Here is a 24,714-nt window from a genome sequence, read left to right as displayed (position 1 = left end):
GGCAGATTTTCAGGATTTTTTAAGCTGATCCTGAAAACATGACATCTCTCGATAATTGCTTGCACAATAAAAATAAGCAAGGACGGAGGAAAGGAATATGAATTCCATTATCCAGATGGATCACCCGAGCACTGATCAACCGAGCCATTATGACTTTTTTGATCTTTACGATAAAAACAGTTTCAAACAGCCACCACGTACTACCTGGATGGATGGCTGGAAAATTGAATATATGGCAATTGCCCGTCCAGACACGCTGCACATGACCCCAATGGTCATTATTGGGGGTGCATTCCAGAATTTTAATTCCTATAAATACTGTGTTGAGCAGCTGTTCGATGCGGGTCCGATTATCCTGATTGACCTGCCTTCAATGGGTGCCAATAAGCAGATTACCAATGTCGACACAGGTGTCTCTGCTGGAACGCTGGAATTAGAAGAATTGGCTGGCATGTTGGGGCGTTGGCTGGAACAGATGCATTTACCTAAAGTGGCGGTGCTGGGGATGTCACTCGGCTCTGTGGTTGCTTCCTGTCTGGCAAATCAACGTCCGGAACTGGTCGATCGCATGATCCTGATGGGTGTAATGCAGAAGACCCGTAAGAGCTGGCGTATGCTGCTGGAGGAGTCTCTACACCTGATGAAAGAAGGTCGGATGGATGAATTTGGTCAGGCAGTGATTCTGTATCTGGTCAATCATGCCCGCCTGACGGAAACCAAAATGTCACCAACAGCAAAACGCCTGTTCTTTAGACAGATGGCAGAATTTACCGAGACAGAGCAGGATCGTTATGACATCAACTGTAACCGTCTGCTGCGTCTAACCAATGTACCTATTCCACAATGCAAGGTGCTGGTCGCGTGTGGTCAGTATGACAGCTTTACCTTGCCACATGAAAATGCCAACTTTGCCCTGCAGTGTCCAGATATGCAGTACGCCCAAATTGCGGGGGCGGATCATGTGCCACAGTTGCAACGCCGTAAGGAAACCATGCATTTATTTGCCACATTCCTGCGAGATGAACCGATTGATCAGCTGGAAGGCATTATTCCATTTACCCGTGAACAGATGCAGCAAATTGAACGCCGTGGCGAAGAACGAATTCCAGTACAAACTCCGGAACGTTTTTTGAGTCACCGTCATTCTGATTTACGCCTAGATGCAACCATTGTGGATTTGAGTTTCTTTGGCGTATTGCTGGAACTGGATGCAGCTCAGGTTCAGCAGGCAATTCAGTATCCACGAGATTTAGCGCTGCATTTGGAAGATGAAGAAGGAGAGTTCAAAATTGAATGCCTGATCTTTGAACATACTGAGAATCAGATCCGTGCCCTGTTCAAGCATGGCAGTTTTGATGTGGCAGATCGTTTGTTGCGTTTTGTACGTCATCAGAAAGCGATGCTAGAAGCGCCATCCTTTGATGCCGTGGTTTAATCAAGGCTCCAAATAATAGAAATAAAAAACAGCGGATTAACCGCTGTTTTTTTTAGTCGCATGAATCATCCAGACCAGATCACCGAGATGTTCATCTTGCTCGATAATCGGGTTTGGCTGACGAGGTTTAGCAAAATAACGCTGTGGCTGTTGAATCTCTACGTTAGCAAAACCTGCCTGCTGGCAGAACTGCTGCAATTCCTGCGGTGACTTAAAATGAAAGGTAAAGGCACTGCGGGACATAAACTTCAGTAAACGGCTGCAGGCCCAGATAAAACTGGCCAGACGGTTTTTGACCGGTTCAGGATAAATATCACTGAGGTAATGAATCTCCGGGAAGCGTTGCCCATATTCTGCAATACCTTTTAATAAAGTCTGCAATAGGTCTTTATCAAAGTAGTTAATCAGGCCTTCACTAATCACCACCAATGGCTGTTCGGGATCAAAGACCTGAAAAATATTAGCCAGTTCTTCACTAAAAATATCGGCGGTCAGTACTTCGGGTGCATCCTGATCTAGTGCTTTTAGCGCCTGGGTTTTGATCTTGGCCATATCGGGGAGATCTAGTTCACGATAATTGATCTCCGGGAATTTCTGTCTGAAATTCCAGCTACGCGGTGACAGGCCACAGGCAATTTCTAGCACTTGTAGTTTTGGGTGTTGCTGAATCAGTTGACACAGATGTTCGTCAATCATCTGATGGCGCTGACGCAGGGTAGTCCGCATACTACCACCGACGTGCTTTTCAGCCCAGGTTTCCAAAGGGTGAACCAGCGCGGCAAGAAATTTTCCCCGGCCTGTGGCAAAAACTGGATGTGAGATGCCCATCTGGTACCAGATATAACCGGTGTAATGCGCGGTAAAAGAAATATGGCGATGCTGTGAAAGTTGTGCTGACATGTCATCCTGACCTTGTTGTTATTGTATTGATTTTTATACAAAGACATCATAAACAAAAAGGAACACCTTGTGGTGTTCCTTTTGTCGTATTTTCAGCAATTCGTTGGATAAGAAAACTTAAGCAAACTGGTTTTTAAATGCAGTGATTTCGTCACGCACCTGACACCATTCATCACCTAGGTCTAATACTTCACCGACCTCTATCTCAGGAATGCGGCCACGCATGCGTTCCAGGCGTTCCTGATTGGGCAAAGGTAGGTCGACAATACCTTCTAATGCCACACATTGTGCCACACGGTCATTACAGACCAAGCCCATATCACAACCTGCATTCAGCGCGGCTTGAATACGGGCATCAGCGCCACCAGCCACACAAGCGGCTTGCATGCTCAGGTCATCCGAGAACAGGACGCCGTCGAAACCAAGCTCCTGACGTAAGACTTTCTGAATCCAGAATTCCGAGAAACCAGCCGGATTTGGATCGACTTGGCTATAGATGACATGCGCTGGCATGAGGGCATCTAGTTGAGGTTGTAGCTGGATAAAGGTCTGCATGTCTTTTTGCTGGATTTCTTCATAACTACGGGTGTCCACGGCAGCAGCCACGTGCGAATCAGCCTTAACAGAGCCATGACCCGGGAAATGTTTACCGGTGGAGGCCATGCCGGCGCGTTTCATACCTTTGAGGAAAGCACTTGCAAGTGGAATAATGTCCTGGATACTCTTAGCAAAGCTGCGGTCACCGATCACATCACTGATATCATTCAGATCCAGTACCGGAGCAAAACTGAAATCGATACCAACCGCCAGTACTTCGGTTGCCATCAACCAGCCACATTTTTCAGCAAGCTCTAAAGCACGTTCTGGTTCAGCCTGATACAGCTCACCAAAACAGCCCATGGCAGGAAGTAGGGTAAAGCCTTGTTTGAGGCGCTGAACGCGGCCACCTTCCTGATCCACAGCAATCAGAATATCTGGACGAATCTGGCGCATATGATCGGTCAAAGCACGAACCTGAGCCGGGGATTCAATATTGCGACCAAACAGAATTACCCCGCCAACCTGCGGAGCCTGCAGCAATTCAATATCTTCCTGGGTAAGTTGAGTGCCAGCGATGTCGAGCATCAATGCGCCAATCATATGCAGTGTCCATATTCGTATTTTTCAGCGGAAACAATACCTGATTTCTGCAATCTTTTGCTACACTTTAGCTGTACAGAATATGATAAAACTACACAACATAAACTTATTAAGTTGTTTAAGATCGCGAATACCTTCATTTTTGATCGGAAAACGACACAGTTAAATTGGTCAGGCGACCAAGGAAGTACGAACTATTTATGAAACTTCAAACAGTAGCTTGCGCAGTTGCGATTGCGACAGGCGGATTCTTTTTTACCCATGTGGTAAGCGATGCGATTGCTGCTGAAAAATCAGAAGTCACCAGCAAAGCCATACAACCTACTCAAGAACAAGCGCTTGTATCCAGACAGTTGGCTACATTGGTCGACCGTCAGCATTATTTGAATTTGCGTCTGGATGCGCAAACCTCACAGCGTATTTTTGATTTCTATATTGATAGTTTAGATGCGGAACACAGCTTGTTCCTGGCATCAGAAGTTGAAGATTATAAAAAACGTTATGGCGCCAATTTTGGTGCCAACCTAAAAGCCGGCAATTTGACAGGCCCATTTGAAATTCATGCGCATTATCGCGATCGTCTGAAACAGTTCTATACCTTCATGCTAGAAGAGCTGAAAAAGCCACAAAACCTGCATCAGACCAATGTGTATATCGATACCGATCGTGAGAAGGCGCCTTTCTTTAAGACTCAAGCCGAGCAGCGTGCCTACTGGTCAAAAATGCTGGTATCGCAGCTGATCAATCTGACCATTAGCAAAGAAGAAGAACTGGCGAAGCAGAAAGCATTGAAAGCCAATCCGGAACTGGCCAATGGCCAGGATCTGGCAGGCCCTGAAGACTTGACTCCGGTACAGACCCTCACTAAGCGTTATACTCGTCAGTTAGAACGTCTCAGCCGGATCAAGAGTGATGATGTGTTGGACAAGACACTGAATGCGATGATGCTGACTTATGATCCACACAGTAATTACTTCCCGCCTGTGGATGCGATGGAGCTGAACCGTCAGACTACTTTACAGCTTGAAGGCATTGGGGTGTCGATTCGTCCGGAACGGGGTAATGAAGACTACACCAAGATTGAAACCATCGTTGAAGGTGGCCCAGCCAGCAAATCTGGTCAGGTAAAATCTGGTGACCGCATCATTGGTGTTGCGCAAGATGGCGAAGCTATGGTGGATGTCATCGGTTGGCCAAGTAATGAGATCGTCGGCCTAATCCGGGGTAAACGTGGTACGAAAGTGACTTTACGTTTGCTGGGTCCAGGTGCCAGCCTGAGCCAGGCGCGTAATGTGACCATTACCCGTGACGTGATTCAGGAAGAAGATGCTGGTGTTCGTACCCGTGTGGTTGAGGTCCAGCGTGATGGTAAGAAACATCAGTTTGGTGTGATTGAAATACCATCTTTCTATCTGAACTACCGTGCCCGTCGTGCCGGTACGGACTATCGTTCAGTATCTGAAGATACCAATAATGCACTGAAAGAACTGTCTGCTAAGAATGTAGAAGGAATTCTGATCGACCTGCGTAATAACCCGGGTGGTTCACTTGAAGAAGTGGCACGTATGTTGGGACAGGTGATCAAGTCCGGTCCTGTGGTACAGATTCGGGATGGCAACGGTAATGTCAGCGTCTTTGAAGATGATGATGGCGGTGCACAAACGTATGCCGGTCCATTAGCCGTATTGGTAAACCTGGCTTCTGCGTCAGCAAGTGAAATTTACTCGGCAGCGATTCAGGACTATGAACGCGGGATTGTGATTGGCAGTACCACCACAGGAAAGGGAACTGCACAGGTTCAGTTAGACAGCTTGGCCTATGGCCAGGCCACGCTGACCCAGCGTAAGTTCTACCGGATTACTGGGGGAAGTACCCAGAATAAGGGTGTGATTCCAGATATTAAGCTGGTGGATATCTATAACGAAGAGTTTGGTGAGCGTAAGGCTAAAAATGCGCTGCAATGGGATACCATTCCAACGGCACCATTCAAGCGCGAAGGCGAGGTGCAGAAATATGTCCCTGATTTGGTGAAGAGCTCACAAGTTCGCGTCAATCTGGATCCGCAGTTTAAATATCTGGAACAGCGTAAAGCCATTCAGAAAAAGACTGATGATCAGAAACGCCTGGTGCTGGATCTGAATCAGCGTAAGGCTGAGCTGGCTGAATTGGAACGCAGAACCCTGGAAGCTGAAAATGCCCGTCGTGCAGCAACAGGTTTAAAACCTTATGCCAACTGGGAAAGCTATCAGGCTTCTCTGGATGCAATGATCGAGGCACGTGCCAAGATGAAGGCGAAAGAGCGTCCACAATTGCCAGAAGAGGAAGCATTCATCACTGAAGCGGCACATGTATTGCTGGACTATGCGCGTTTGCAAGGAAAAGCAAAGTAATTTTTTACTTTCACTCATGACTTTAAAACAGCCTGCAATTGCAGGCTGTTTTTCTAGGTTTTGTTGAAAATTGGTAAATTAAAAAATATTTATTTTGATTAAGAATATGATTTATTTAGTTGAAATTTATAATATTGTGATAAAGATCTATGATTTTATAGACAGTAGATGGTTTTAACCATTTGCTAAAATATGAAACACTTTTAATATATATTCAATTTTCGATTTTATCTTTACCACACAAGGTTAGTAAAACGACGGTTTTGTTGTGCTTTAAATTATTGTAGTTTTAAGTGTTTATAAATTAAAAATCTTAACGGTTAATTCTGACCCAGGGTATATGGGGTAAACAACGTTTTTTGGATACCCTTACATTAGGCTGATAAAAATGCAGGTAGGCTTAAACAGGTTGGTAAAGGAAGCCTATACGGAATGATATATGATTCATGTGCATTATGACATTAATCTGGTAATAGGCTCGATTTTCGTCGCGCTATTGACCTGTTACTTTGCGATTTCCATTGAACAACTGCTTTTCCGTAACGCGCCTCCCAGATTTGAAAAGTTAGTGCTGGCTGCAAGTGGTGCCATTCTTGGTCTATCGATCTGGGCCATGCATTTTGTTGGCATGAGTGCCAGCCATATGCCCGCAAATGCTTATTTCAGTACTGGCTTGACGGTTGCCTCATATGTGATTGCCTTTATTGCTTCAATCTTTGCCATTTGGCTGACAACGCGACCAACCTTACCTTTCGCACGCTTGATTCTGGGGGCTGTGTTGATGGGGCTGGGCATTGCCGGCATGCACTATACCGGGATGATGAGTATGGTCGTGCAAGGACATATCATCCGCTATGATTCTTTACTGGTCATCTGTTCAATTCTGATTGCGATCAGTGGTTCAGGTCTGGCTTTCTGGATGCTATTTAAGAACCGTGAGCTAGCTCGCCGTAGTATCTGGGTCAAGGCCAGTGTGGCACTGATGCTAACCCTGACGATTGTTGGCATGCATTATACAGGGATGGCAGCCAGCAGTTTTCATTCAATCGGGGGGCATGACATGGTCGAAATGACCATGCTGGAACGAGAATTACTGATTACTGTAGTATTCACCACCTGTCTGGTTCTGGTGGCAGGCTTCAGTGTCGCGATGCTGGAACAACGTCTGGAACAACGCAGCCGCCAGTTAGCACAAGCCAACAAAGAGCTGGCCAACCAGGCAGTATTGGACAATCTGACCAAACTGCCAAACCGGCTCTATTTATCGGAATATGCCCATTTCCTGTTTAACGATCATCAATATCGTAATGCGCAATTTGCCTTTCTCTATATTGATCTAGACCGCTTTAAAGCGGTGAATGATGTATTTGGTCACCATGTCGGAGACCAGTTACTGATTCAGCTAGCCAACCGGATTCATACACTCCTCAATGATCAATCGAAATTGTTACGTATTGGCGGCGATGAGTTCCTGTTGATTATGGAAAATGTGATGCCTGAGGAAGCGGCCAAACTTGCCGAAGATATTCTGCATACCATTCAGGAAAGTTTCTTGATCATTGGTAAATCGATCAATATCTCAGGCAGTATCGGAATTTCACTCTTTCCTGAGCATGGAGAAAATGTTCAGGACTTATTGATTAATGCCGATGCAGCCATGTTGGCTTCTAAAAATCAGGGACGGAATACCTATTCTTTCTTTAATTTTAGTGAGGAAGAGAAGGAATCTAGAAGCCAGAGTGAACTGATTAATGACTTGTATAAAGCGGTCGACGCGCATCAATTTGAACTCTATTACCAGCCTAAGTTTCGTGCTGATAACTTGGAGATTTGTGGAGTTGAAGCCTTAATCCGCTGGCAGCATCCGACCTTGGGTTTATTGTCTCCAATTATGTTTATTAAGGGTGCGGAAAAAACCGGTCTGATTATTCCGATGGGTTATTGGGCATTAGAAGAAGCCTGCAGACAAATTCAGGAATGGGAACAGCAAGGCAAGAATTATTTCCCGATTGCGGTGAATCTATCAGCAGTGCAATTTGAGCATAAGAACCTGTTTAAAAACTTAGAAGAACTGCTGGCACGTTATCAGATTAATCCTAAGCATCTGATGATTGAAATTACAGAATCGACCGCGATGCATCACATTGATTCTACGATCCGCACTCTAGAGCATTTGCGTGATATGGGCATTCAGCTGGCGATTGATGACTTTGGTACCGGACATTCCAGCTTCCTGTATCTGAAAAATTTACCTGTGAATGAATTAAAAATTGATAAGGAATTCATTCAGGGACTGATCGCAGATTCCAAAGAAGAAATGATTCTAGAAAGTATTATTCATCTCGCGATCAAACTCGGATTAAAGGTGACGGCAGAAGGGGTAGAAACCCAGTCTCAGGCAGATATTCTGGCGCGTTTAGGTTGTGAACAGTTACAAGGTTATCTGCTCAGTCGACCAGTGCATGTTCAGGAGTTGCGCGCAACCGCAACTGCTATAGCACCCTAATCTGATAGAAAATTTCAAACAGCCCCTTAATCCAGGGGCTGTTTCATTTGGATTGCCAGCATTTCCGCTTTGGCACATTTGATCTCATTTGCAGACAAAGATAGAGCTACCCAGATTTTACGGTCTTCAATTTTCATCAGTTCACCTGTGAGTGTAATTTCGGTATTAACCAGGACCGGTCGAATAAACTGAATATTCAAATTACCAGTCACACAGCGAACCAAATTCTCGTTTCCATCAAATTTAATCCCAAGCGCATGACTTTTAAAAGCAGCGGCAGTAGCTGTACCATGACAGTCGAGTAGGGAAGCAATCAGACCGCCGTAGAGATGATCGGGAACGCCCCCAGTATAGTGTGCAGCTGGCTGAATATGGGAGATCGTACGTACCGGAAATTCTTCCCAATAACTTTTTAGTTGATAACCATGTAGATTGTTACGGCCACAGCCATAACAATGAGTATAGGGTTCTGCATACAAGTTCTGAAAGGCGATCTTTTCCATTTTGATCCTAAATTGAATGAATCCGCTTCTTTAAATATTGGATATATTAATCTCTGAAATTAAAAATGATTTCTGTCTATTTGCCTATTCTCTAAAAGTCCAACCTCCTTATTTCATATTGTTTTTAGATTTTTATTTCCTGCGTGTGAAGTTTTTGATTGTATAAAGTCCTGTTACTGCGGAATAAGCACGGCATTTAGAAATTCTGCTACAATATCGCCAATTTTTCATATTGATCGAACTTGATCTTTTGCACTGCGGTCTGCAGTAGGTATTTTCCATGAGCTTTAAACAAGAGTTGGCGGCGCAGGTCGCGCAGCGACGTACATTCGCGATTATTTCCCACCCCGATGCCGGTAAAACTACCATGACAGAAAAATTGCTGTTATGGGGCCAGGCGATCCAGGTTGCCGGTATGGTAAAAAGCCGTAAATCTGATCGTGCGGCAACTTCGGACTGGATGGAAATGGAAAAGGAACGTGGGATTTCGATTACCACTTCGGTCATGCAGTTTCCGTACAAGGACAAGATGATCAACCTGCTGGACACTCCAGGGCACGAAGACTTCTCGGAAGATACTTACCGTACCCTGACTGCGGTGGACTCTGCATTGATGGTGATCGATGGTGCAAAAGGTGTCGAAGAACGTACCATCAAATTGATGGAAGTGTGTCGTATGCGTGACACACCAATCATTTCTTTCGTCAACAAAATGGACCGTGAAATCCGTGAGCCTTTAGAGCTGCTGGATGAGATCGAAAATGTCCTGAAAATTAAATGTGTGCCAATTACCTGGCCGTTAGGTACTGGTCGTGATTTCGCGGGTGTATATAACCTGCTGGAAGAAAAATTCTACGTGTACAAGCCAGGTTTTGGTTCAGTGATCACCGATATCGAAGTGCGTGATGGTTATGACCATGCCGACCTGCGTGAAAAAGTTGGTGAGCTGGCTTGGGCGGCTTTTGAAGAATCGCTAGAGCTAGTACAGATGGCGAATGAGCCACTGGATCGTGAAGAATTCCTGGCAGGCCGTCAGACCCCAGTACTATTTGGTACGGCATTGGGTAACTTTGGGGTGGACCATGTGCTGAATGCGTTTAGTGAATATGCGCCAGCACCAAAAGCGCACCCTACTCAAAACCGTAAAGTTGAAGCGACTGAGGAAGGATTTAGCGGTTTTGTTTTCAAGATTCAGGCCAATATGGATCCGAAACACCGTGACCGTATTGCCTTTATGCGGATCTGTTCAGGTAAATATGAAAAAGGCCTGAAAATGAAGCATGTGCGTTTGGGTAAAGATATACGTATCAGCGATGCACTGACTTTCCTGGCGGGTGACCGTCAGCATCTGGAAGAAGCATGGCCGGGTGATATTATCGGTTTGCATAACCACGGTACTATCCAGATCGGTGATACTTTTACTTCAGGTGAAGATCTGCACTTCACGGGTATTCCTCACTTCGCACCGGAAATGTTCCGCCGTGTACGTCTGAAAGATCCTCTAAAATCCAAGCAGCTGCAAAAAGGCCTGAAAGAGCTTTCTGAAGAAGGTGCGACTCAGGTGTTTATGCCACAAAACAGTAACGACCTGATCGTCGGTGCCGTGGGTGTGCTGCAGTTCGAAGTGGTGGCATACCGCCTGAAAGAAGAATACAAGGTGGATTGTATTTACGAACCGGTGAGCATCAACACGGTTCGTTGGGTGTCTTGTCCAGATGAGAAGAAATTTAACGAATTCAAGAAAAAAGCCCATGACCAGCTCTCTGTCGATGGTGGTGGTCATTTGACTTATCTGGCACCAAGCCGCGTCAATCTGCAGTTGATGCAGGAACGTTATCCAGACATCATTTTCCGTAATACACGTGAACACTAAGTTTTAAAATCTTGTAAATCTAAAACAGCTTCTTCGGAAGCTGTTTTAATTTGTGCTACATTCACTTATCTCTTCAAATTTTATTGTCTTATGAAACGGAGTCATGCAGTTCTACTGGGTTCAGCGATCAGTTTAAGTCTGTTGCTGAGTGCCTGTGATCAGAAAAAAACAGAACCAGAAAATAAACCACAGCAACAGGCAGAAGTGGTGCCGAAAGTAGAAACAGAAGATGTGCTGCCTTATTTGAATATTCAGGAGCAGCCAGCCACAATAGCAGTGCCATTTTGTGAAACTAAGAACTGTATTGATCTGGATATTCAGACCTTAAACACGGTTGATCCCTGGATTAACCAGTGGATTGAGCGCAAGCAGGCGCTTGTGATTCAGGATCAGATTGAGGTCAAAGAAAAACAGGACCTGAGCCTGCAGCAAGCGGTGAATGTCTATGTGAAAAAATCGGATGCCTGGCAGGAACAGCTGAAACTGAACAAGGCCTACCAACTGGCGATGTATACCCGGATTCCGTATCAGCGGAATCAGTATGTGCTGATGCAGATTGGTGTAGATACCGATCAGGAAAATATCAAAGTGAAGGAACGCTATTACTTCTTTGTCGCAGATCGCCGTAGCCAGAAAAATCTCACAGCCTTAGATATTATTAATCCGCAGCAACGTGTGGCGATGGATAAAATTGTTCAAGAGGCTTATGCCAAATGGCTGAAAGACAATGAGAAAGAAGTACAGCAAAATGCTCCCAAAAAATTGTATTGGGGACAGGCGGACTGGTTCTTTGATCAGGAAGGTATCGGCCTGCATTATCGTGGTGGCGAGATTGTCAAGGAGGCGAAACAACTTGATATTTACCTAACCCAAGAACAAACACAACAGGTCTTGAAAGCTGATGTATATCAGCATATGTTCTAGGACGAATGCCCAATTTGGGTGAAATGTGATGTACAAAAAAAGGTTATGTAATGCCAAAATATAACAAGATATTCGGCCTCTCTTTGCTAGCGACAGCAATCTTACTGAGTGCCTGTCAGCCGCGGGAAAAGGAAGCTAAGGAAGTGACTCCACCTGAAACGGTACAAACACAGCCTGAAATTGCCCAGCTTAAGGGGCAAACAGAAAAACTGAATCTGGACATCCCGGAATGTGATGGCAAGAACTGCCCGGAAATTAGCATTGAACGCCTGAACAGTAATCAGGCCTTTATCGATCAGTTTATTGATCAGCAAATTCTGGCAAGGCTGCAAGGTGTATTGAATGCTGATGCGATTGCTCCTGCCAAGGTTGAAGTCGCCAGTGAACCCGAAGCTGATGAAACTCCGGCTTCAGATGCTGCACCGAAACCACAATTAAGTGCACGCCAGAAACTAGAGAAACAGTCACAACCGTATATGCAGACTTTCCTGAATCTGGATAAAGAGCTGAAAGACCTCAGTGCCAATCACAGTATCAGCCTGATGATCAAGCCGAAAATTCTCAATCCAGGTGCACCATTGGCCACGGTGGTGTTGAACAGTACCCATTATCTGGGCGGGGCACATGGTTCAACTGCACAGAACTATTACAACTTTGATCTGGACAGAAAAAAGCTGGTCAAACTGGACGATATTATTCTGCCAAATAAGAAAGCCCAGCTCGAAGCTAAAGCCCATGAGGTCTTTAAAACCTGGGTGATTGATTCGCAACTGGCGACTGATATCAAAGAATATGAACAGGCCTGGAAATTTAAGCTCACAGATAATTTTTTCCTGACTCGAGATGGTCTGGCATTGCAATATGCTGAATATGAAATCGGGCCATATGTCGTTGGCCTACCGCGCCTGAATATCCCGTTTAGTGAGCTGGAGGGAATTATTAAACCGGAATATCTGCCGAAAAGTGAACAGGCAGCAGCTTCGGAAGCCAAAGCGAACGCAAAATGACGTTGAAACTGTTTGATACCCATACCCACTTTGATGTTCCCGATTTTGACCATGATCGGGAGCAGCTAGCTTATGCAGCGAAAAAAGCCGGGGTAGAGGGGCTGGTTCTGATCGGCTTTTTACAGCGACGTTTTCAGGACCTGATTCAAACTCAGCATTTTGTGAATAGTTTAGAAAATGCACCACATAGCTATCTAGCACCGGGACTACATCCTTTTTATATTGAAGAACATCAACAGCAACATTTGCAGGCTCTGGAACAGATTTTAAAAACCGAAGACTGTATTGCGATCGGTGAAATTGGTTTGGATACCTTTCTGAAACAGTATAAACAACCGGAAATTTTCCAGAAACAGAAAGACTTTTTTGCTGCACAGCTTGAACTCGCACAGCAATATGACAAGCCGGTTTTGCTGCATATCCGTAAATCGCATGCTGATGTGCTAAAGATATTGAAAGAACATCAATTCCAGCAGGGTGGGATTGCTCATGCCTTTGGTGGTGGAATTGAAGAAGCCAAAGCTTTCATCAAGTTAGGTTTTAAACTGGGAATTACGGGGCAGATTACTAATCCAAATGCCAAGAAATTGCATCAGGTGGTACAAACCGTTGGGGCAGAGCATCTGGTATTGGAAACTGATTGTCCAGACATGACGCCATTATGCTGTCAGCATTCGACTGAACAGCGTACACGGAATACGCCGGTGAATCTGCCTTATGTGCTGCAAGGACTGGCACATAGCCTGCTCATGCATCCAGAGGAGCTGGCGGAACAGCTGTGGCAGAATACCCAGCAGGCTCTAGCATTATCTTGATAGATTTTTGTCAGAAAATAGAGCTGTTTATTTATCGAGAATGAAAAAAAGATGCATTATGCAATTTCTAAAATGTTTCAGACTTGGCATCATGCCTATAAATTATTTTGAGTGAGATTCACATGGCACAAGGACTTTTGGCGGGTAAGCGCTTTCTGATCGCAGGTATTGCAAGTAAGTTATCGATTGCGTTTGGTATTGCACAGGCATTACATCGTGAAGGTGCAGAACTTGCATTTACCTATCCAAATGAAAAATTGAAAAAACGTGTAGATGAGTTCGCTGCACAGTTTGGTTCTGAACTGGTTTTTCCTTGTGATGTGGCAGTTGATGCAGAAATTGAAAATGCCTTTGCTGAACTGGCAAAACACTGGGATGGTTTGGATGGTGTAGTGCACTCGATCGGTTTCGCACCAGCACATACCCTAGATGGTGACTTCACTGAAGTAACCGACCGTGAAGGCTTTAAAATCGCGCATGACATCAGTGCTTACAGCTTTATCGCGATGGCACGTGCGGCAAAACCTTTATTGGCTGCGCGTCAAGGTTGTCTGTTGACCCTGACTTACCAAGGTTCTGAACGTGTCATGCCAAACTACAACGTAATGGGCTTGGCAAAAGCATCATTAGAAGCAGGCGTACGTTACCTGGCCTCTAGCTTGGGTGCGGAAGGGATCCGTGTCAATGCCATTTCAGCGGGCCCAATCCGTACTCTGGCAGCATCTGGTATTAAGTCTTTCCGTAAAATGCTGGATCTAAATGAAAAAGTGGCTCCGCTTAAACGTAATGTGACCATTGAAGATGTCGGTAATGCAGCACTGTTCCTGTGCTCACCATGGGCGAACGGGATTACCGGCGAAATCCTGTATGTTGATGCGGGTTATAACACTGTTGGCATGAGCGCTGAGCTGATGTTAGATGCAGAATAAGTTTTTTAAAAAGACTTATTTCGAGCAAAGAAAACCCCTCAATTGAGGGGTTTTTATGTTTGGAGCATTTGTTTTAAGGCAAAAAAATTTATTTCTTAATAAATACTTAAGCTTACAGATAAATAGACTTGTATATATGATTCAAAAAAAATAAAAATAACTGAAAAATGATCAAGGAAATTCCCATGTTAAGAATACTTAGTTTAACTTTTGTCTGCTTGCTCGGTTTGGTAGTGAATAACAGCGTCATGGCTAAAAGCCTTAGGATGGATATGTATGCCTTAAATTCGAATTATAAAAAATTTCAGAACACGATGGATCCGAAAGTGGCCTTAGAGGCTCTTAGAAAGATGAATGAGGCAGTTTTGGATGCACAGAAGAATACCCTAAAATCCTTAAAAAAAGTGAGTCCAGAAGATCCACAACTGCATAGTTATCATAGTCTATTGGAACAGTTAATTAGTGAGTTAAAGCAGGCCCAAGCTTTAACGGAAGCAGGTCAACTTGAGCAGGCAAAGCAATCAGTGGAAAAGATTGATGCAATTAAAAAACAAGGTCATCAGAACTTTAAATAATACGAAATAAAAAAAGACCGCCATGGCGGTCTTTCTCTTGTTCAGGCTTAAGTGATTAAGCTTGACCTTCAGCTGCAGCAGCTTGCGCACGTTGCATGTTTGCTTCGAACTCAGCATCAAAGTTGATAGGAGTCAGCAGCAGTTGAGGGAAGCTGCCTTTAGTTACCAAGTCATTCACCGCTTCACGCAGGAATGGGAAGAGGATGTTCGGGCAGTACGCGCCAAGGATGTATGGCAAACGTTCTTCTTCAACGCCGTCAATTAGGAAAATCCCTGCTTGAGTCACGTCAACGATAAATGCAGTGTCGCCTTCATTATTTGCTTGTACGACAACTTTCAATGCAACTTCGAAATGAGTTGGATCAATCTTTTCTGCAGAAGAAGACAGGTTGATGTTCAGTTCAGGTTGCCATTGTTTAGTAAAAACTTGTGCCCCAGGTACTTCAAAAGAAATGTCTTTAGTATAAATACGCTCTAATGCCAGTTGTGGTTGAGCTTGTTGTTCTTCACTCATTCTTTAATCCTTAATAATTGAAGTGATAATTAAACCGATTAAGCTAATAATTCGTCGAGTTTGCCTTCACGCTCTAAAGCATAAAGCTGGTCAAAACCACCGATGAATTGATCATTAATAAAAATCTGCGGCACAGTACGGTGATTGGTGCGCTGCATCAAGTCTAGACGAACCTGTGGATCTTCTTTAGACAGATTGATTTCTTTGTATTCCACACCTTTACGCTCAAGGAGCTGTTTTGCACGAATGCAGTATGGGCACACAGTCGTTGAATAGATAATGACTTCAGCCATGAATAAATCTCCTGATCGTAAATTTATTTGCTTTTTACCAGAGGTAAGCCTTGAGCTTTCCAGTTGCTGATTCCGCCATCAAGACGGTAGCTGTCTGCATGACCGACTTGTTGCAGCGCAGAACCCGCCACCTGCCCTAAGTTGCAGATGAATACCAATGGGCGATCCGCAGTTTTTAACTCTTCGAGATGTTTGGTAATTTGGCTGTATGGAATATTGCGGCTACCGCTGATATGACCTTCGCGGAAATCTTTGGCATCACGCAGGTCGATCAGCATGGCATTTTTTGCCTTAACCAGAATCCCCAAAGATTGAGGAGAAATTTTACGACCGTTACGTTGACCTTCGAGAATGAAGAACAAAACTACCAGTATTGCAAGTGCACCAAACAGGAAGGGGTGATTCCCCATAAACTCGAACCAACGTTCCACAATTCACCTAATTACAATTTCAAAAAATTGCCAAGAGTATAGCCTATAAATATGGTGATCAAAATCACCGCTTCAAGGGGCAGGCCTGAAGAATCTTAATTTTTTTGCTGCGCTTCCGTGATTTCATCGATCAGACGTAGATAGCTGTCCAGACGACGCTGCAGGATTTCACTATTTTCCACCGCCTGTTTTAAAGCACAGTTACGTTCATGTTTATGGGTGCAGTTACGGAACTGGCAGTGGCCGAGCAGATTTTCGATTTCTGGAAAACCACTTTGGACTTTGTCTAAAGTTAGATGCCACAGACCAAATTCACGAATCCCCGGAGAGTCGATCAGCGCCGCGCCGTCACCGAATGGAATCAGACGGGTCGAAGTCGTGGTATGCTGACCCAACGCCGAATTTTCAGAAATGATGTTGGTCTTCTGTTCAGCATCCGGCACGATGGCATTGATGAGGGTACTTTTACCGACACCAGACTGACCCACAAAAGCCACAGTTTCATCTTTTAGACGAGCGGTGAGTTCTGACAAATCTGAACCAGACTGGGTTTGCATGACTTCATAGCCCAAAGCTTTGTACTCTTTCAGCATGTCCAGAATTGGATCATTTTCTTGGAGCAGGTCTGACTTATTGAGTACCAGCAGGGTGGGAATATTGGCATCGGCACAGGCCACCAGATAGCGGTCAATCAGACCAGGTGCGGGTTCTGGCAAAGGTGCAAATACAATCACGATCAGGGAAATATTGGCAGCGACCGGCTTGACCTTATGGTAACGGTCAGGACGGGTCAGTAGGGATTTGCGCGGATGAATTGCGGTAATAATGCCAAGACCCGTATTCGGATCAGCCTGCCATTTGACCCGGTCACCGGTGACCAGCAATTCCAGATTGGTGCGGGTATGACAGCGCCAGACGCTGCCCAGCTCGATTTCTTTCCAGAACGGTTCCGGTTCGCCTTCAGCCACTACCGGTTTTTCAGGATGCTGTTCAGGAACCGAGAGTGCCTGGACCTCAAGCTGGCGGCCATAGTGTTGTACGACCAGTCCTTCCAGGTCTTGAGAGGTATCAATCTCTTCCTGACGTGTTTTATGCTGTTTTTGAATACGACGCTGTTGTTGCTCGGTTAAACGACGTTTACGTATTAAAGCCATTCAAATCCTAAAAAAACCATGGGAGCGAGATGGCAAAAATAGCATGAAGCAGGGTGTCAGTTACAGCATTGGGGCGATAAATTTGCTACTATAAATGTTTTATAGCCTAATAAGATTGCACATTTATGAGCAGCACATCGGATAGCCGCCTGATTTGGATTGACCTGGAAATGACAGGTCTAGACACTGATAATGACCAGATTATTGAAGTTGCAACGATTGTGACGGATGACAATTTAAATATTCTTGCCGAAGGCCCGGTGCTTGCCGTTCATCAACCGGACCGTATTTTAAATGCCATGGATGAATGGAATACCCGTCAGCATGGTCAGTCTGGTCTGATTGAACGTGTGCGCCGTAGTAAATTAACTGCACAAGATGCAGAACGAGAAACCATTGAATTCCTGAAAAAATGGGTGAATCCAAAAGTCTCACCAATGTGTGGTAACTCGATCTGTCAGGACCGTCGCTTCCTGCACCGCCTGATGCCGGAACTGGAACAGTATTTCCATTACCGTAACCTGGATGTCTCTTCTGTGAAAGAGCTGGCAAAACGCTGGCGTCCGGAAATTATGAGCGGCCTGAAGAAAAATGCTTCGCACCTGGCCATGGATGATATCCGTGATTCAATTGCCGAGCTGAAATACTATCGTGAATATTTCTTCATTATGAATAAATAGTCCGAACAGTAAAAAAGAGGCGTAAGCCTCTTTTTTATTTGCTTGCAGAAAGTTTCTTGCGATAAAAGTTTTCGCTGCTCTCAAACAATACCCAGGTCAGAAGCACCAACGCAAGATGGGTTTGGGTTTCATATTGATCGAAGACAATCAAAAAGAAGAGTCCCAACGTGAGTAAGCGAATCATGATACTCAAATAATAATTTTTCTGCTTTTTGAAGACCAAGCTATAAAGATAGAGTAGGAACAGCACAACCATCAGGGCAAAAAGGGCGTTAAATAGCATGCTGATCTGACTCCCTTTTTTTTACAGTGATTATTGAAAAAATCGAGTTATTGAAATGATGGTAATTTGATCAAGTCTAAGCTGTTTATGGATGGCATAAGAGTGGTTTTTGAACGGATTTTGTATCTGAATTTTAGTGGCAGTCAACGAGCGGTGAATTTGCTAAAATGCCCCGGTGTTTGATTGTGAAAGATGACCTATGACTGATCTCCTGCAAGATGATGAATATGACCGCCGCTTTGCCGGTGTCGCCAAGATTTACGGTGAGGACAACTTTCATCATTATGAGCAAAGTCATGTGATGGTGATCGGTATCGGTGGGGTGGGTTCCTGGGCCGTGGAAGCGCTGGCACGTACCGGCATTGGTGAGCTGACCCTCGTTGATATGGATGTGGTTGCGGCTTCCAACATTAACCGTCAGTTACCTGCGATGACCACCACACTGGGTCATGAAAAGATTGAAGTGATGGCAGAGCGTTGCCGGGCGATTAATCCTCGCATCAAAGTTAATCTGATTGACGATTATCTCACTCCCGAAAATGTCAAAGAAATTCTGGCAGGGCAGCCGGACATCATTCTGGACTGTATTGATGATGTCAAAGCTAAACTGGTATTGATGCTGCATTGCCGCTTTAACAAGATTCCGCTGATTGTTTCCGGTGGGGCAGGTGGCAAGCTGGATCCACTTAAAATCCGGGTAGCGGACTTATCTAAAACCGAACAGGATCCAATGCTGGCGAAATTGCGCGCTCAGCTGCGTAGTAAAGGCATCTGCAAAAAGCCAAAAGAAAAATTCGGCATTACCTGTGTTTATTCCATCGATAATCCATTTTCCAGTGTCGAGGTGTGTCCAAGTGCGGGCTTACGTTGCGGTGGCTATGGTTCGGCAGTCGTGGTCACTTCCAGCTTCGCTATGGTGGCAGTCTCTGAAGTCCTAAAAAAACTGGATGCCAAGCGAGCTAAAGCCTGATTCAGCAAATAAAAAAAGCACAGTCTCTGTGCTTTTTTTATGTCTACGTTTAGAATGAAATTCATATTTGGATAACAAAAACAAAATTGGGGAACAGCGATGTGGTTCTTACTGGTACTGATTTTGGGGATCGTGGCTTTGGGCATCTGGATGTGGAAACGTCCGGATCCGGTGACACGAGATCAGGCCCGCGCGGTACAACATGACCTGTGGATTGAACAGATTGAGGCACAGCTCAAACTTGCCGATCGCTTGTGTTCGGATACGCAGCAGCCGAATTATGAGCGTGCTTATCAGATCTATCAGGATCTGGCAAAACAGCAGGATCTTCCGCAGGCCTATATGGGCATGGGGCTGATGCAGCTCAAAGGTCAGGGCCGTCCACAAAGTATCGAAAATGCCATCAGTCTGCTGGAAAATGCGTATCGTCTTGGCAGTGATGAAGCCGCCTATCATCTGGGACAAATTTATGATGGCAACCGTTATCAGTGTCTAGATCAGGAAAAGGCGTTGTACTGGTACCGTCATGCTGTAGCACGCGGAAATCTGGAAGCCCAGTACCGAATTACCGAACTCTCTGAACAGGATCATGCTGTGGCCGAACAGCACCGCCTGCAATTGTTGATCCAGAATGCCGAGCAAGGGCATGCGGGATCGCAATATCAGCTGGCACAACATTTTCTGGCGGATACTGCAGCACGAGATTTGAGTCTGGGGATTCATTATCTGTTTCAGGCGGCGCAAAAGGATCATCCGGAAGCCATTCAACAGATTGCTGAGCGGTATGCTCAAGGCAATATCTTGCCGCAGGATCAGGTACAGGCACTACGTTTTATCAAACAGAGCATTAATCTCGGTGATCAGGATGGTTTATACGATTACTATGCCGGTGTGCTACTCGGTACGATTGATGTGGACCAGCGTCAGCGTGTGCTACAGCATTTGCAGCAACAGTCCTATGAGCATAAAGATGCTCAGGCCAAAACATTGCTCGGGCTAGCTTATTTTTATGGCTGGTTTGTCGATAAGAACGAAACTATGGCTTTCCGCTACTGGAATGAAGCGGCCAATAGCCAGTTTATTCCAGCTTTATGCATCATTGCAGCGCTGTATTATGAATCTTATCTGGTAGTACCAGAACCTGAAAAAGCTTTTGGTCTGTATCAGGCTGCATATGAGCTTGACCCACAATATTTCTATAGTCAAATGGGCTTGGCACTATGCTATTTGAATGGCATGGGGACAGTCAAAGATACTGCTAAAGCGACCCAGATGATTCAGCAGATGGCCGAGCAGCATTGGCATATCACAGCCAAGAATGAGGCTGATCTGACTTATGTGGTAGGGCGTTTCTATAGCCAACCAGAATATTCATTACCAACCCGCGAAAAAGCCATTCAATATCTGAATCAGGCAGTGAATAAAGGGTCAGCTGAGGCAGCCTGGTATCTGTATCAGACATTGTCTGGTATCTATCCGGTATTCACTGTAGATGCAGTACAAGCCAAACGTTATCTGCATCAAGCCGCACAATTGGGCCATGCTCAGGCACAAGCGACTTTAGGGGTGATGTACCTGAAAGGTGAAGGTGTAGAAAAACAGGATACCAGCTTGGGTCTAAATTACTTAAAACAGGCAGCTGCGCAGCACAATGATGTTGCTTTAAATGCTTTGGGCGAAGCCTTGGAACAAGGCATTGGTGTAGAAGTGAATCTGGATCAGGCGATTCAGCTTTATCATCAGGCTGCAGCCTTGGCCAATGCCGATGCCTATAGTCATCTGGGACGACTCTATACCAAAGGAATTGGAGTAGAACGTGATGTGGCGACAGCACGTCAATGGTTGGAAAGAGGGGCATTGTTAGGACATAAAGCTTCACAGGAACAGCTGAATAATTTAAATGCCTATCTGCAGATGAAAAACAGTCTGGTATAAAAAATCGCTGCCTAGGCAGCGATTTTTTTATGGAGTGAAATAAACTTATTGTGGCAATTGCTTGATTGGACTACCACCCAATGCCTGCATCAGGGTCACATAAGCGTTGTATTGGCTCTGACGGGTTTGTACCAGATTCAAACGTGCATTCCGTGTGGTTTCCTGTGCATCCAGCAGGTTTTTCAATGCGACCGCACCATTACGATAACGTACTTCTGTCAGACGTTCAGTCTTTTCAGCCAGTTCGACGTTGCGACGTTGCAGTTCAACCTGCTTGCTCAGCTCAGTCCGATTTGACAGCGCATTTTCTACATCAGCAAAAGCTTCGTACATGGTCTGGCGATATTGCAGAATCGCTTTCTCATATTCCAACTCATTAACCTTTAGGTCACGCTTCATGTCATTCCATTGCAGGAATGGCAGGGTCAAACCAGCACCCAGTGTTGCGACCGGATTTTTCAAAGCACTCGATAATGAAGTACTGGTACCGACACCAGTACTTAAGCTGCCCGTTAGATTAATCGATGGATAGTAACTGGCTTTATTGGCATCTTTATTGGCTAGGGCTTTACGCAGGCGCAGCTCAGCAGCATTCAGGTCGGGACGACGTGATAACAGGCTTGCTGGCAGACCGGCTTCAATGGAAGGCAGAGCAATCACCGGCAGGCGTTGAGGTTCTTGAATATTTAGCTGTTGTACTGGCATATTCAGTAACACTGCCAGCGCAGTACGGGTTTCCACGCGTTGCTGTTCAATCTGGCTTAAAGTCGATTGCTGGCTTTGAATGGCCTGCTCGGCTTGGGTCAGGTCTAGCCCTGAAACTGCACCAGCACGATATTGCACGCGAACCAGATCATAGGTTTTTTGTGCAGTTGCCAGGTTTTGCTGAACCACACCATAACGTTCATTTAGATAACCGAGCTGCCAGTACAGTTGCGCCGTCGTACCAATCAGACTTTGCGCAGTGGCTTGCAGGTCCTGTTCAGTTGCCAGTGCTTCCCAGCGCGCTGCTTCAGTCTGGTTTGCCAGTTTGCCAAACAGGTCCAGCTCATAACTTAAGCCCGGATAGCCAATCGAAATACCGCTAGAGCGATCACCGTCGCCATCCAGACTGAACTGATGACCTGTTGAGATACGCGCATCTCCAACACGGATGCCTTGCTGGCTTTGCGTTTGTTTAGCCTGAATCCGTGCCTGTTGCAAGTTAATCCCGGCAACTGCCAGATTGGTATTGCGAGATAAAACTTCCTCGACTAGCGCATTGAGTTGTGAATCCCTAAACAGGGTCCACCAGCGATCCGCCATGACATCGGCATGGACTTTCTGGCTGGTTGCTGCAGTATTGTTCTGGAAACTGCCCGGAACGGCTAAGCTCGGCTGTTCATAAGGTGTTTTCACCACAGCTGCACAACCAACCAGCGAGCTCCCAAGCAGCAGGGCACTGGCAAGTCTGGTTAAATTCATTTGCATATCAGATTCCTTATTCTCGGGAGAGGGCATCAACAGGGTTGAGGCGGGCTGCGTTACGTGCCGGAATAAAACCAAACACGATACCAATCAGGCTTGAGCAGACAAAAGCGGCGACAATCGACGTGGTCGAGTAAGCCATCTGGAAGCTACCACCGGCAAACTTGGTAATTAGCTGACCGATGCCTAAGGAAAGTAGTACGCCCAGAATACCGCCCAGAATACAGACCAGTACCGCTTCAATCAGGAACTGTTGCAGAATGTCACTCTGACGGGCACCAACGGCCATACGTACGCCGATTTCCTGAGTACGTTCAGTCACAGATACCAGCATGATATTCATCACCCCGATACCGCCAACGACCAGTGAAATCACCGCAATCGCGGAGATCAGCAGGGTCATGGTTTGTGTGGTTTGCTGAATGGTTTCACGGATACTGTCGGCATTCTGGGTAAATACGTCCTGTGCACCGTGGCGTTGTACCAGCAGGTTCAGAATCGCATTTTCCGCCGCAGCGCTTGGATATTCGTCCTTAATCCGCACAATGATCTGACGGACATTGGATTGCCCCAGCATACGGCTCATCACGGTGGAATAAGGCAGATATACATTCAGCGTATCATTGCTGCCCATCATGCCGGCTTGTGCATCCACGATGCCGATAATGCGGCTCGGCACACTGCCTAGCAGAATCACCTGACCGATAGGGTTGGAACCATCAGTAAAGAAAGTCTTTTGGGTATTGGTATCAATGACCACATCCTGTGCCTGTTCACGCACGCTTTCTTTGTCAAATGGCTGACCGGATTTAAAGGTCATGCCTTTAACGTAGAAGAAATCTTCACTGACACCATTGACGGTGGTGGAGGCTTCAATTTCTTTAAAACGTCCGGTGACACTGCTATTAACCGAGGGACTGACCCCATCGACATAAGGCTGTTCTGCCAGTGCGTCGGCATCGGCTGGAATCAGGGTCTTGGCCTGGGAGGATCGTGAATTATCCCCGAAGCCCCGGCCCTGGAATACGGTAATGGTATTGGTGCCCAGACTGCTGATATTTTCCAGAATCTGCTTTTGTGAACCATTACCCAGTGCCACTACCGAAACAACCGAAGCAATACCGATGATAATCCCGAGCATGGTCAGGAAGGTGCGCATGCGGTGGGCATTCATGGCCAGTAGTGCCATACGGAAGGCTTCACCGAGACGGTCTACGGCAGAACGCCAGCTAGAAATTTTCTTCTGCTGATTGCTGGCTAAGGTCTGCTTTTCAAAACCATCGTCGATTTCAGGTACATTCGGCTGGTCGGAAATAATATTTCCATCCGAGATTTCGATAATTCGGGTCGCATTCTTGGCCACGTTATGGTCGTGCGTGACCAGAATAATGGTATGACCTTTGGCATTCAGTTCACGCAGGATGCGCATCACTTCAATACCACTGTTCTTGTCCAATGCACCGGTTGGTTCATCGGCCAGAATGACATCACCGCCGTTCATCAGGGCGCGGGCAATCGAAACCCGCTGTTGCTGACCACCCGAAAGCTGGCTTGGGCGGTTCTGGGTTTTTTCACCCAGTCCCAAGTCAGTGAGCAGTTTGACCGCACGCTCATGACGCTCATTGGCATCCGCACCGGCATAAATCGCAGGGACTTCGACGTTACCAGCCGCATTTAAGTCACCCAGCAGGTGATAACGCTGGAAGATAAAGCCAAAATATTCACGGCGTAGCTGTGCCAGTTCATCGGCTTCCAGCTCACGGGTTTCGCGACCTTTGACCTTATAGCTACCGGAAGTCGGTTTATCCAGACACCCAAGAATATTCATCAGGGTAGATTTACCCGAACCGGACTGGCCGACAATTGCGACCAGTTCCCCTGGATAAATCTCCAGATTGACCCCTTTGAGAATCTGAACCGTACTTTCACCTGCAGGGAACTCACGAATCAGATTCTTGACCTCGAGCAGAGGTTGCTGTTGTTGATTCAT

General features: G+C 45.7%; 22 protein-coding genes. 12 read left to right on the top strand and 10 right to left on the bottom strand.

All coding sequences use genetic code 11. The features are described 5' to 3' along the window. Positions 1-97 precede the first annotated feature (97 nt). Positions 98-1,435 (top strand): alpha/beta fold hydrolase, encoded by a 1,338-nt coding sequence (locus ABEF84_RS13080; RefSeq protein ID WP_034586757.1) that lies wholly within the window; start codon positions 98-100, stop codon positions 1,433-1,435. Between the two features lie 36 nt (positions 1,436-1,471). On the opposite strand, the gene ABEF84_RS13075 is transcribed toward ABEF84_RS13080, so the two are convergent. Beyond that, complete coding sequence (locus ABEF84_RS13075; protein ID WP_034586754.1) at positions 1,472-2,335, bottom strand: class I SAM-dependent methyltransferase; 864 nt, start codon at positions 2,333-2,335, stop codon at positions 1,472-1,474. 117 nt (positions 2,336-2,452) lie between these two features. After that, the gene (gene nagZ, locus ABEF84_RS13070; protein ID WP_034586752.1) at positions 2,453-3,475 is read right to left on the bottom strand and encodes a beta-N-acetylhexosaminidase; all 1,023 of its coding nucleotides are present in this window, start codon (positions 3,473-3,475) and stop codon (positions 2,453-2,455) included. A gap of 200 nt (positions 3,476-3,675) precedes the next feature. On the opposite strand from nagZ, the gene ABEF84_RS13065 reads away from it, so the two are divergent. Then, entirely contained in the window at positions 3,676-5,865 is a 2,190-nt protein-coding gene (locus tag ABEF84_RS13065; RefSeq protein ID WP_347454698.1) for a carboxy terminal-processing peptidase, read from the top strand. Positions 5,866-6,304: 439 nt separating this feature from the next. Beyond that, positions 6,305-8,371 (top strand): EAL domain-containing protein, encoded by a 2,067-nt coding sequence (locus tag ABEF84_RS13060; protein ID WP_347464106.1) that lies wholly within the window; start codon positions 6,305-6,307, stop codon positions 8,369-8,371. 26 nt (positions 8,372-8,397) lie between these two features. On the opposite strand, the gene ABEF84_RS13055 is transcribed toward ABEF84_RS13060, so the two are convergent. Continuing rightward, on the bottom strand, positions 8,398-8,874 hold the full coding sequence (locus ABEF84_RS13055) for a PaaI family thioesterase (protein ID WP_034586747.1): 477 nt from the start codon (positions 8,872-8,874) through the stop codon (positions 8,398-8,400). A gap of 280 nt (positions 8,875-9,154) precedes the next feature. Here ABEF84_RS13055 and ABEF84_RS13050 point away from each other — a divergent pair, with 280 nt between their 5' ends. From ABEF84_RS13050 to ABEF84_RS13025, 6 genes are all read left to right on the top strand, one after another. After that, positions 9,155-10,747 carry a peptide chain release factor 3 gene (locus ABEF84_RS13050; protein WP_034586745.1) on the top strand — a complete coding sequence of 531 codons (1,593 nt, stop codon included), beginning with the start codon at positions 9,155-9,157 and terminating at the stop codon, positions 10,745-10,747. 90 nt (positions 10,748-10,837) lie between these two features. Then, a complete protein-coding gene (locus ABEF84_RS13045) occupies positions 10,838-11,671 on the top strand; it encodes a hypothetical protein (protein WP_347455997.1) in 834 nt (277 codons plus the stop codon). 50 nt (positions 11,672-11,721) lie between these two features. Further along, positions 11,722-12,678, top strand: a complete 957-nt coding sequence (locus tag ABEF84_RS13040) for an RsiV family protein (RefSeq protein ID WP_347455996.1) — start codon at positions 11,722-11,724, stop codon at positions 12,676-12,678. Next, positions 12,675-13,493, top strand: coding sequence for a TatD family hydrolase (locus tag ABEF84_RS13035; protein ID WP_034586738.1), 819 nt, complete (start codon positions 12,675-12,677; stop codon positions 13,491-13,493). Before ABEF84_RS13040 ends, ABEF84_RS13035 begins: the two co-directional genes overlap by 4 nt. Positions 13,494-13,615: 122 nt before the next feature. Next, positions 13,616-14,422, top strand: coding sequence for an enoyl-ACP reductase (locus tag ABEF84_RS13030; protein ID WP_034586734.1), 807 nt, complete (start codon positions 13,616-13,618; stop codon positions 14,420-14,422). A gap of 185 nt (positions 14,423-14,607) precedes the next feature. Further along, entirely contained in the window at positions 14,608-14,997 is a 390-nt protein-coding gene (locus ABEF84_RS13025; RefSeq protein ID WP_347464108.1) for a cytochrome b562, read from the top strand. Positions 14,998-15,052: 55 nt separating this feature from the next. Here ABEF84_RS13025 and secB read toward each other — a convergent pair whose 3' ends face one another. From secB to rsgA, 4 genes are all read right to left on the bottom strand, one after another. Next, entirely contained in the window at positions 15,053-15,511 is a 459-nt protein-coding gene (secB, locus tag ABEF84_RS13020; protein ID WP_347454701.1) for a protein-export chaperone SecB, read from the bottom strand. A 38-nt stretch (positions 15,512-15,549) separates the two neighbouring features. Next, positions 15,550-15,804, bottom strand: coding sequence for a glutaredoxin 3 (gene grxC, locus ABEF84_RS13015; RefSeq protein WP_034586720.1), 255 nt, complete (start codon positions 15,802-15,804; stop codon positions 15,550-15,552). Between the two features lie 23 nt (positions 15,805-15,827). Then, complete coding sequence (locus tag ABEF84_RS13010) at positions 15,828-16,235, bottom strand: rhodanese-like domain-containing protein (protein ID WP_347453166.1); 408 nt, start codon at positions 16,233-16,235, stop codon at positions 15,828-15,830. A gap of 95 nt (positions 16,236-16,330) precedes the next feature. Next, positions 16,331-17,389 (bottom strand): small ribosomal subunit biogenesis GTPase RsgA, encoded by a 1,059-nt coding sequence (gene rsgA / locus ABEF84_RS13005; RefSeq protein WP_347464110.1) that lies wholly within the window; start codon positions 17,387-17,389, stop codon positions 16,331-16,333. Between the two features lie 125 nt (positions 17,390-17,514). Between rsgA and orn the strand changes: the two genes are divergently transcribed. Continuing rightward, entirely contained in the window at positions 17,515-18,069 is a 555-nt protein-coding gene (gene orn / locus ABEF84_RS13000) for an oligoribonuclease (protein WP_347453164.1), read from the top strand. A gap of 34 nt (positions 18,070-18,103) precedes the next feature. On the opposite strand, the gene ABEF84_RS12995 is transcribed toward orn, so the two are convergent. Then, the gene (locus ABEF84_RS12995; protein WP_347453163.1) at positions 18,104-18,352 is read right to left on the bottom strand and encodes a hypothetical protein; all 249 of its coding nucleotides are present in this window, start codon (positions 18,350-18,352) and stop codon (positions 18,104-18,106) included. A 199-nt stretch (positions 18,353-18,551) separates the two neighbouring features. Between ABEF84_RS12995 and ABEF84_RS12990 the strand changes: the two genes are divergently transcribed. Together ABEF84_RS12990 and ABEF84_RS12985 are read left to right on the top strand one after the other, a co-directional pair. Continuing rightward, entirely contained in the window at positions 18,552-19,322 is a 771-nt protein-coding gene (locus ABEF84_RS12990; RefSeq protein ID WP_347455995.1) for a tRNA threonylcarbamoyladenosine dehydratase, read from the top strand. Positions 19,323-19,421: 99 nt separating this feature from the next. Then, positions 19,422-21,257 carry a tetratricopeptide repeat protein gene (locus tag ABEF84_RS12985; protein WP_347455994.1) on the top strand — a complete coding sequence of 612 codons (1,836 nt, stop codon included), beginning with the start codon at positions 19,422-19,424 and terminating at the stop codon, positions 21,255-21,257. 45 nt (positions 21,258-21,302) lie between these two features. Here the strand turns inward: ABEF84_RS12985 and ABEF84_RS12980 are convergent, their stop codons facing one another. Together ABEF84_RS12980 and ABEF84_RS12975 are read right to left on the bottom strand one after the other, a co-directional pair. Then, positions 21,303-22,727, bottom strand: coding sequence for an efflux transporter outer membrane subunit (locus tag ABEF84_RS12980; protein WP_347454703.1), 1,425 nt, complete (start codon positions 22,725-22,727; stop codon positions 21,303-21,305). Between the two features lie 10 nt (positions 22,728-22,737). Further along, positions 22,738-24,714: a MacB family efflux pump subunit gene (locus tag ABEF84_RS12975; protein WP_347454704.1), complete on the bottom strand. Its 1,977-nt coding sequence runs from the start codon at positions 24,712-24,714 to the stop codon at positions 22,738-22,740.

Source organism: Acinetobacter sp. ANC 7912 (assembly GCF_039862785.1).
Classification (GTDB): Bacteria; Pseudomonadota; Gammaproteobacteria; order Pseudomonadales; family Moraxellaceae; genus Acinetobacter; species Acinetobacter thermotolerans.
Note: the sequence above shows the minus strand (reverse complement) of the source record. Positions and strands in the feature narration are given on the sequence as shown.

Bases quoted from the DNA above. Each gene is read 5' to 3' on its own strand.
- ABEF84_RS13060 (WP_347464106.1), top strand. From the start codon at position 6,305: ATGATTCATGTGCATTATGACATTAATCTGGTAATAGGCTCGATTTTC.
- ABEF84_RS12980 (WP_347454703.1), bottom strand. From the start codon at position 22,727: ATGCAAATGAATTTAACCAGACTTGCCAGTGCCCTGCTGCTTGGGAGC.
- nagZ (WP_034586752.1), bottom strand. From the start codon at position 3,475: ATGATTGGCGCATTGATGCTCGACATCGCTGGCACTCAACTTACCCAG.
- ABEF84_RS13025 (WP_347464108.1), top strand. From the start codon at position 14,608: ATGTTAAGAATACTTAGTTTAACTTTTGTCTGCTTGCTCGGTTTGGTA.
- ABEF84_RS12985 (WP_347455994.1), top strand. From the start codon at position 19,422: ATGTGGTTCTTACTGGTACTGATTTTGGGGATCGTGGCTTTGGGCATC.
- ABEF84_RS12975 (WP_347454704.1), bottom strand. From the start codon at position 24,714: ATGAATCAACAACAGCAACCTCTGCTCGAGGTCAAGAATCTGATTCGT.
- rsgA (WP_347464110.1), bottom strand. From the start codon at position 17,389: ATGGCTTTAATACGTAAACGTCGTTTAACCGAGCAACAACAGCGTCGT.
- ABEF84_RS13075 (WP_034586754.1), bottom strand. From the start codon at position 2,335: ATGTCAGCACAACTTTCACAGCATCGCCATATTTCTTTTACCGCGCAT.
- ABEF84_RS13030 (WP_034586734.1), top strand. From the start codon at position 13,616: ATGGCACAAGGACTTTTGGCGGGTAAGCGCTTTCTGATCGCAGGTATT.
- ABEF84_RS12995 (WP_347453163.1), bottom strand. From the start codon at position 18,352: ATGCTATTTAACGCCCTTTTTGCCCTGATGGTTGTGCTGTTCCTACTC.
- ABEF84_RS12990 (WP_347455995.1), top strand. From the start codon at position 18,552: ATGACTGATCTCCTGCAAGATGATGAATATGACCGCCGCTTTGCCGGT.
- ABEF84_RS13040 (WP_347455996.1), top strand. From the start codon at position 11,722: ATGCCAAAATATAACAAGATATTCGGCCTCTCTTTGCTAGCGACAGCA.
- orn (WP_347453164.1), top strand. From the start codon at position 17,515: ATGAGCAGCACATCGGATAGCCGCCTGATTTGGATTGACCTGGAAATG.
- ABEF84_RS13065 (WP_347454698.1), top strand. From the start codon at position 3,676: ATGAAACTTCAAACAGTAGCTTGCGCAGTTGCGATTGCGACAGGCGGA.
- ABEF84_RS13035 (WP_034586738.1), top strand. From the start codon at position 12,675: ATGACGTTGAAACTGTTTGATACCCATACCCACTTTGATGTTCCCGAT.
- ABEF84_RS13080 (WP_034586757.1), top strand. From the start codon at position 98: ATGAATTCCATTATCCAGATGGATCACCCGAGCACTGATCAACCGAGC.
- ABEF84_RS13050 (WP_034586745.1), top strand. From the start codon at position 9,155: ATGAGCTTTAAACAAGAGTTGGCGGCGCAGGTCGCGCAGCGACGTACA.
- ABEF84_RS13055 (WP_034586747.1), bottom strand. From the start codon at position 8,874: ATGGAAAAGATCGCCTTTCAGAACTTGTATGCAGAACCCTATACTCAT.
- grxC (WP_034586720.1), bottom strand. From the start codon at position 15,804: ATGGCTGAAGTCATTATCTATTCAACGACTGTGTGCCCATACTGCATT.
- ABEF84_RS13045 (WP_347455997.1), top strand. From the start codon at position 10,838: ATGAAACGGAGTCATGCAGTTCTACTGGGTTCAGCGATCAGTTTAAGT.
- secB (WP_347454701.1), bottom strand. From the start codon at position 15,511: ATGAGTGAAGAACAACAAGCTCAACCACAACTGGCATTAGAGCGTATT.